General features: G+C 35.6%; 8 protein-coding genes, 2 tRNA genes and 1 rRNA gene. All 11 read right to left on the bottom strand.

What is annotated here, in order from left to right:
- Positions 1 to 410, bottom strand: a 16S ribosomal RNA gene (locus tag B5D16_RS12085); the annotation flags it as partial.
- Between the two features lie 254 nt (positions 411 to 664).
- Positions 665 to 753 (bottom strand) — tRNA-Ser (locus B5D16_RS12080).
- Positions 754 to 928: 175 nt separating this feature from the next.
- Positions 929 to 1,014, bottom strand: a tRNA-Ser gene (locus B5D16_RS12075).
- Between the two features lie 216 nt (positions 1,015 to 1,230).
- Positions 1,231 to 1,935, bottom strand: a complete 705-nt coding sequence (gene ispD / locus B5D16_RS12070; RefSeq protein WP_078767229.1) for a 2-C-methyl-D-erythritol 4-phosphate cytidylyltransferase — start codon at positions 1,933 to 1,935, stop codon at positions 1,231 to 1,233.
- Between the two features lie 58 nt (positions 1,936 to 1,993).
- A complete protein-coding gene (tsaD, locus tag B5D16_RS12065) occupies positions 1,994 to 3,004 on the bottom strand; it encodes a tRNA (adenosine(37)-N6)-threonylcarbamoyltransferase complex transferase subunit TsaD (protein WP_078767228.1) in 1,011 nt (336 codons plus the stop codon).
- Between the two features lie 57 nt (positions 3,005 to 3,061).
- Positions 3,062 to 3,973 carry a ribonuclease Z gene (locus B5D16_RS12060; protein WP_078767227.1) on the bottom strand — a complete coding sequence of 304 codons (912 nt, stop codon included), beginning with the start codon at positions 3,971 to 3,973 and terminating at the stop codon, positions 3,062 to 3,064.
- A 48-nt stretch (positions 3,974 to 4,021) separates the two neighbouring features.
- Complete coding sequence (gene rimI, locus B5D16_RS12055) at positions 4,022 to 4,462, bottom strand: ribosomal protein S18-alanine N-acetyltransferase (RefSeq protein WP_078767226.1); 441 nt, start codon at positions 4,460 to 4,462, stop codon at positions 4,022 to 4,024.
- Positions 4,463 to 4,498: 36 nt separating this feature from the next.
- Positions 4,499 to 5,206, bottom strand: coding sequence for a tRNA (adenosine(37)-N6)-threonylcarbamoyltransferase complex dimerization subunit type 1 TsaB (gene tsaB, locus B5D16_RS12050; RefSeq protein ID WP_078767225.1), 708 nt, complete (start codon positions 5,204 to 5,206; stop codon positions 4,499 to 4,501).
- Positions 5,207 to 5,255: 49 nt separating this feature from the next.
- Entirely contained in the window at positions 5,256 to 5,675 is a 420-nt protein-coding gene (gene tsaE, locus B5D16_RS12045) for a tRNA (adenosine(37)-N6)-threonylcarbamoyltransferase complex ATPase subunit type 1 TsaE (protein WP_078767224.1), read from the bottom strand.
- A gap of 26 nt (positions 5,676 to 5,701) precedes the next feature.
- Positions 5,702 to 6,193 (bottom strand): YcxB family protein, encoded by a 492-nt coding sequence (locus B5D16_RS12040; RefSeq protein WP_078767223.1) that lies wholly within the window; start codon positions 6,191 to 6,193, stop codon positions 5,702 to 5,704.
- Positions 6,194 to 6,289: 96 nt separating this feature from the next.
- Positions 6,290 to 6,766, bottom strand: coding sequence for a CYTH domain-containing protein (locus B5D16_RS12035; protein ID WP_078767222.1), 477 nt, complete (start codon positions 6,764 to 6,766; stop codon positions 6,290 to 6,292).
- Between the last annotated feature and the right edge of the window lie 144 nt (positions 6,767 to 6,910).

Below are 6,910 nucleotides of genomic sequence, written 5' to 3'. Positions count from 1 at the left end.
CGCTGCATCAGGGTTCCCCCCATTGTGCAATATTCCCCACTGCTGCCTCCCGTAGGAGTTTGGGCCGTGTCTCAGTCCCAATGTGGCCGATCACTCTCTCAAGTCGGCTACTGATCGTCGCCTTGGTAAGCCGTTACCTTACCAACTAGCTAATCAGACGCGGGTCCATCTCATACCACCTGAGTTTTTCACACTGTACCATGCGGTACTGTATGCTTATCCGGTATTAGCAGCCGTTTCCAACTGTTATCCCGGTGTATGAGGCAGGTTACCCACGCGTTACTCACCCGTCCGCCACTAAGTCACAGAATAATCTACCCGAAGGTTTCAAATAAAGTGCTTCGTTCGACTTGCATGTGTTAAGCACGCCGCCAGCGTTCATCCTGAGCCAGGATCAAACTCTCGTTAAAAGTTTTTGATCGATTCAGAATAACGTTAGCTATCCTTTGTCCATCTACTGTTGTTTTGTACGTCACCAAAGTAAACTTTGATGATTCTCACTAAAAATTTTTCTCTTAAAATTTTCAGGGATGGTTTACTGTTTAATTATCAATGTTCTTTGTTTTCTTTGCTTTCGCCTCATCAGCGACAGCCTGTTTAGTATAGCACTTTCATTTCTTTTTGTCAACAACTTTTTTAAAGTTTTTTAAAAAAGTTTTTCAAGCGGAGAAGGAGGGATTTGAACCCTCGCGCCGCTACTAACGACCTACTCCCTTTCCAGGGGAGCCCCTTCAGCCTCTTGGGTACTTCTCCAGTACCTTGCTGCGCAAGAAATGCGAATTCACTCGATTAAAAATCGGTGATTTCCTTCTATAAAAAATACTATATTAACTTATCAATTTATGAATCAGAAATACCAACTCAATGGTTCTAATTCATTCTTTAGATTAGAGACTTTCGACCTACGGTCGTCACTCTAATCATTGAACGGAGAAGGTGGGATTCGAACCCACGGTGGCTACTAACCACACCGGTTTTCAAGACCGGCACCATAAACCGCTCGGACACCTCTCCAGCGCGTCTTGTTTATCGCGTGCTTGAATATAATAGCAAATATAAGTTTATATGTCAACACATTTTTCACATTTTTTTTAACTTTTTTAAAATAGTTTTTTTATGCAAATTTTTCATCTAATTTTTATACCAACTTATAAGTTAATATTACACCAAAAATAGTCACTTTTTTATACTTGAAATATTAACATTTTGTCTCTTTATAGAAACATATTTCTAAACTTCATTCATAGACTTCAAAAACTTTTCAGCAATAATAAGATCTTCAGGTGTAGTAATCTTAATATTTTCATACGAACCATCAAGCATTTGCACAGGTATATTACCATAATTTTCCATAACCATAGAATCATCGGTTATAGTTCCTCTATTAATATCATTCATCATACACTCATATGCATCCACTAATGCCTCCATAGCAAATGTCTGTGGAGTTTGTACAATCCAAGTATTTGCTCTGTTAGTTGTATTTATAATTACCCCATTATCATCACTAACTTTAATTGTATCTTTAGATTTTACTCCAGTAACAACCGCACCTTTAGTGTATGCTTCTTCTATGTTTTTATTTATAACATCAACGCTAATGCATGCTCTTGCACCATCATGGATCAATACAATATCTGCATTACAAGCTTTAAGCCCTTTATATACGGACTCGTATCTTTCACTTCCACCTTCCACTACATCAATTACTTTCTTAAAACCATATTTTTTTACTATTTCATTTTTACAATAATCAATGTATTCATTTGCACAAACTAAAACTATACCATCAACATTACTTTCTTCAAATGCTTTAATGGTATAGTATATGATTGGCTTCCCCATCAGTTCAATATATTGTTTTGGTATATCACTATTCATTCTGCTTCCTACACCTGCAGATAGAACGATAGCAACTGATCTTTTATTTCTCATAATATGCTCCTATAGTTAGTATCATTTTACTACTAACCACAAAAATAAACACAGGTATTTATCTTTCACCTAATTTTAAATTTGGAACTGCATTTAAATCTAATCCATGTGTAATACCATTTTTATAATCATAATATGCAGCACTTCCAATCATGGCCGCATTATCTGTACAAAGAATTGGTGATGGATAATAAAACTCCACACCTTTCTTTTCACATTCACTAATAAATGCACTTCTAATAGCACTATTAGAAGCCACTCCACCTGCTATTGCAAGTTTCTTATATCCAAAATCATCAAGTGCAGCAAATGCTCTTGAAACAAGTGAATCAACTACAGATGCCTGGAATGACGCGCAAACATCTGCACGGTTAACTTCTTCACCTTTCATTTCACACTGATTTAAATAATTTAATACAGCGCTTTTAAGCCCACTAAAGCTAAAATCATATGGAGATCCACTTACCGCTCCTCTAGGGAATTCTATAGCGTGTGGATTACCTTCTTTTGCCATCGCATCAACTTTAGGCCCACCAGGGTAACCTAGTCCCACTGCACGGGCAACTTTATCAAATGCTTCTCCTGCAGCGTCATCCCTTGTCTTGCCTAATATCTCATATTCGCCATAATCCTTTACAACTACAAGATGAGTATGACCTCCTGAAACCACCAAGCAAATAAATGGTGGCTCTAAATCCTGATTTTCAATATAATTAGCACTAATATGTCCCTCTATGTGATGAACACCAATTAAAGGCTTATTAGTCGCATATGCAATAGCCTTAGCTTCTGCGACACCAACCAAAAGCGCACCTACAAGTCCCGGACCGTAGGTAACTGCAATTGCATCCACTTCATCTAATGTTAAATTTGCATCACTAAGAGCCTGTCTTATGACAGGATTAATGTTTTCTATATGTTTACGTGAAGCAATTTCAGGAACTACTCCACCGAATTTTGTATGAATACTTATTTGTGATGAAATAACACTTGATAAAACCTTTCTTCCATCTTCTACAACTGCTGCTGCAGTTTCATCACACGAACTCTCTATTGCAAGTATCTTCATATCAATCTCCAAATTATAATTTTATATATTAGTTCTAAACTAATCACTCTACTCTAATTAGTCTTCGTCAAACTTAAGTTCAACGCTCATCCCATCCTTACCAACATATGCATTAGGGAATATCTTTGTAACATCACCTAAATACTCCTTAGGGCGCACTAAAGCTGGTGAAAAATGAGTTAGCCATAATTCTTTAACCGAGGCATTTTTAGCAAGTTTCGCTGCTTCCTTAAACATCATATGCTTGTGTTCTTTTGCATTTGCTAATTTTTCCTCTTCACCATACATCCCTTCGCAAATAAATAAATCAGATTCTCTAGCCGCTTCTTCTATATCCTTTGTAGGTCTACTATCCGTACAATAAGTAACTTTAAGGCCACGACGAGCCTCTCCTAATACCATGTCCGGTGTGTATGTCTTATCTCCATCAGTAATCACTTCGCCTTTTTGAAGTTTACTCCAATACTGTAATGGAATTTCTAATTCTTTAGCTCTATCTGCGTTAAACTTACCTGCTCTGTCTATAGATAAACTATACCCATAGCAAAGCACGTTATGATTAACCTTAAACGCATGTATGTTATAACCATTCATTGTAATGTAATGGTCTTTATCTCCAAGTTCAATAAACTTAATTTCAAAAGGAAGTTCAGGCGCAACTACACGAAGCGAGTTAACAACCCTCTCTAATCCTCTTGGGCCAATAATGGTTAATGGTTCACTTCTATCAGCATTTCCCATGGTTAATAAAAGGCCTGGCAAACCACTAATATGATCTGCGTGAAAATGAGTAATGCAAATGACATCTATAGGTTTAAATGTCCAGCCCTTACTCTTAATCGCTACCTGTGTTCCCTCACCACAATCAATCAACACTGATGAGCCATTATATCTGCACATAAGCGCAGTTAAAAATCTTCTAGGAAGTGGCATCATACCACTAGTTCCTAATAAGCATATATCCAACATAAACTTTATCCTTACTTACTTTCTTTAGCAAATGCAGATGCACTTACTCTACAATTTAAACTTCCACATGATAATAGCATCCTCAACAGGCTTCTCATAAAACCTCTTTCTAATGCCAATACTATCAAATCCAAGTTTTGAATATAAATTTATAGCTGCTTCATTGCTTTCGCGAACTTCCAAGGTTATTCCTCTAACACCTAAATCCTTAACTTTGTCCATTAAACATCGCATGAGATTCTCGCCAACACCGATTCTCTTATATCCTGGAAGTACAGCTAAATTAGTTATGTTAGCTTCATCAAGTACATAATAAAGTCCAACATAACCTACTACTTTGCCAAATTCCTCTGCAACTATGCATATACTATTATTCTGTTTTAAAAAATCCAATATTCCCTTTTTAGTCCAAGGCGTTGAAAACGAAATATTTTCAATCCTAGCAATCGCAGGAACGTCCTTTTTCTGAATTTCTCTATATATAAGCATATATCATAATCCTTATCTTAAACAAACCACATAAAACTACTTATTCTGTTCCTTTTCCTTAAGTTCTCTTTCTGCCTGAGAAAGTCTTAAGTAATTAGGAGCATACTCATCGCTATTTACAAACTTACCCTGTTCATATAACTTCATTCCAACAAAGCCAACGCTCGCTGCTCTTTGTCTATTGCTCTGGCAATTTGAATAAATATAGTTCACCTTTAACAATTTATCTATTTCATCCTTAAATCTAGGAATTCCATCTCCAGCAAATACAACATCCCTTCCAAGTTCATTTAGCTTATCAATCAGTTCTGTAATTGACATTGGAGAATCCTCAACAACACTTTCTGGCAAACCACTTCCAACTTCATATACACCTGTATAAACCTGATCTCTTCTAGCATCCATAATCGGGCAGACAACACCTTTAACCTCAGTAAAATTCGCTGCCATTGCCATAAGAGTTGGAACATTAATAACTGGAATATCTAAAGATAGTGCAAGACCCTTTCCTGTTGCACTTCCAATACGAAGTCCAGTAAATGAACCTGGTCCCTCTGATATAGCTATTGCATCAATACTATTTAAATCAGTACCAGTTCTGCTTACAATCTCATCAATCATAGGTAGAAGTGTCTGAGAATGTGTTAATTTAAAATTTGTACTATATTCAGCTACAGTAATGTCATCTTCAATTATTGCAACTGAGGCAACATTACCAGAACTTTCTATTGCTAAAATTTTCATATTTCCATCCTAACTAATAATTTTGATTTCAGTCTCATAAATCATATAATTACTCAATAGTTATTTTTCTATAATCTAATCCCTTGCTTAAATCCTTCTCTATCAAAACTGTCTTTACATCCTTAGGTATAATATCTGAAATATTAACAGACCATTCAATTAAACATACACCATCACCAAAGAAATATTCTTCATATCCAAGTTCATCCATTTCAAATGAATCTTCAATACGATAAACATCAAAATGATAAAGAGGTATTCTACCATCCTTATATTCCTGTATGATAGTAAAGGTAGGACTATTAACTTCTTCTACAATTCCAAGTCCCTTCGCATATCCTTTTGTAAAAACAGTTTTACCAACACCGAGGTCGCCATTTAAACATAATATATCTCCAACTTTAGCTTCTTTACCTAATGTCTTACCAAGTTCAAATGTTTCCTCTGGTGAATTAACTTCATATATCACTAAAATCTCTCCTTAGTAATTCAAATCTATTTAAGCTTTCCTCTTGCATTTCTCGCCTTTGTATTAATCATATCCCTAAATTCAGGATATTTGCTAGCCAAACTATCCTTTGGAATAACAAATGCTCTCATCATTGTTGTATAGAGTAACACAAGATTCTTTGTACTTTCAAGTTTTAAGATAAGTTCCCACATAACTCTATCTTCATTAGTACCATCACTAATTGTAAATCCTTCATCGTCAAATGTGTACTCCAAAAATGCACCAATACTCTGATTCATTTTTGCCTGTTTATTAGATTTTAACTTAATCATAAGCGGTTGTATCACAGTAAACATTGCAGCCACAATAAATAATAGTACTGTATTAACAATAGATGTTCGTCCAATACTAAATATGGCTCCAACTAATGCAACCAAACTTATCATAACTCCAATAAAACCTGATATATTGTAATACGAATTATGCATAGAGAATTCATAAATGTCCCTAGCGCTAAGTTTAACCTTAGTGTTCATTCTGCCTCCAATCACGTACCTTTTTTCTTTTTAAAACCTAAAAGACACTGTACATATATTTATACGTACAGTGCCAATTATAACCAATATTTTAAATTATTGCAATAACTCTGCTATGTCTTTTGCACTACTTAAATAACTATTGTGATATTTTCCATCCATTGTTACATCCGCACCAAACCACTCTGGTGGATTAAATGAGTTAGCATCCTCAATTGTAGCAAATTCGACCTCAACCACAATAAGTCCATCCAAATCTTTATGGAATATATCAAGCTCAGCTACCAAGTTTTTATATTCACCATCTAAAGGAATTACATATCTGGTTTTAGAAATAATTCTGCCATCGCATTTACTCAAAAGATTATTAAAGGCATCCTTGTTAAGAGGAAGATTCTCTTCCCTTCTTGCCATAAGACCATCGCCCTTGTATGTCAAAACGTAATCATCATTTTCTCTTCTTACTCTGACAACAGGATTGGTATTAAGATATCCCTGTTCCATTTCAATGCAATTGTATTTGCTCAAATCATCTGGTAATTTCTTAACCAAAAACTTTCTTTCAATTTCCATATAGTTGTTTTAGATTAGAAACTTCCGGCTCCGCCGGTATTCTAATCAATTCCCACTTCGTGGGCCCCTCCTATTTCTGCCATAACGTTTACTTCTATTATACCTACGGGATGTGCATGCATTTTAAATTGCCTTCGGCAATGG

This window comes from Eubacterium uniforme, from assembly GCF_900167115.1.
Lineage (GTDB): Bacteria > Bacillota > Clostridia > Lachnospirales > Lachnospiraceae > Eubacterium_S > Eubacterium_S uniforme.
Note: the sequence above shows the minus strand (reverse complement) of the source record. Positions and strands in the feature narration are given on the sequence as shown.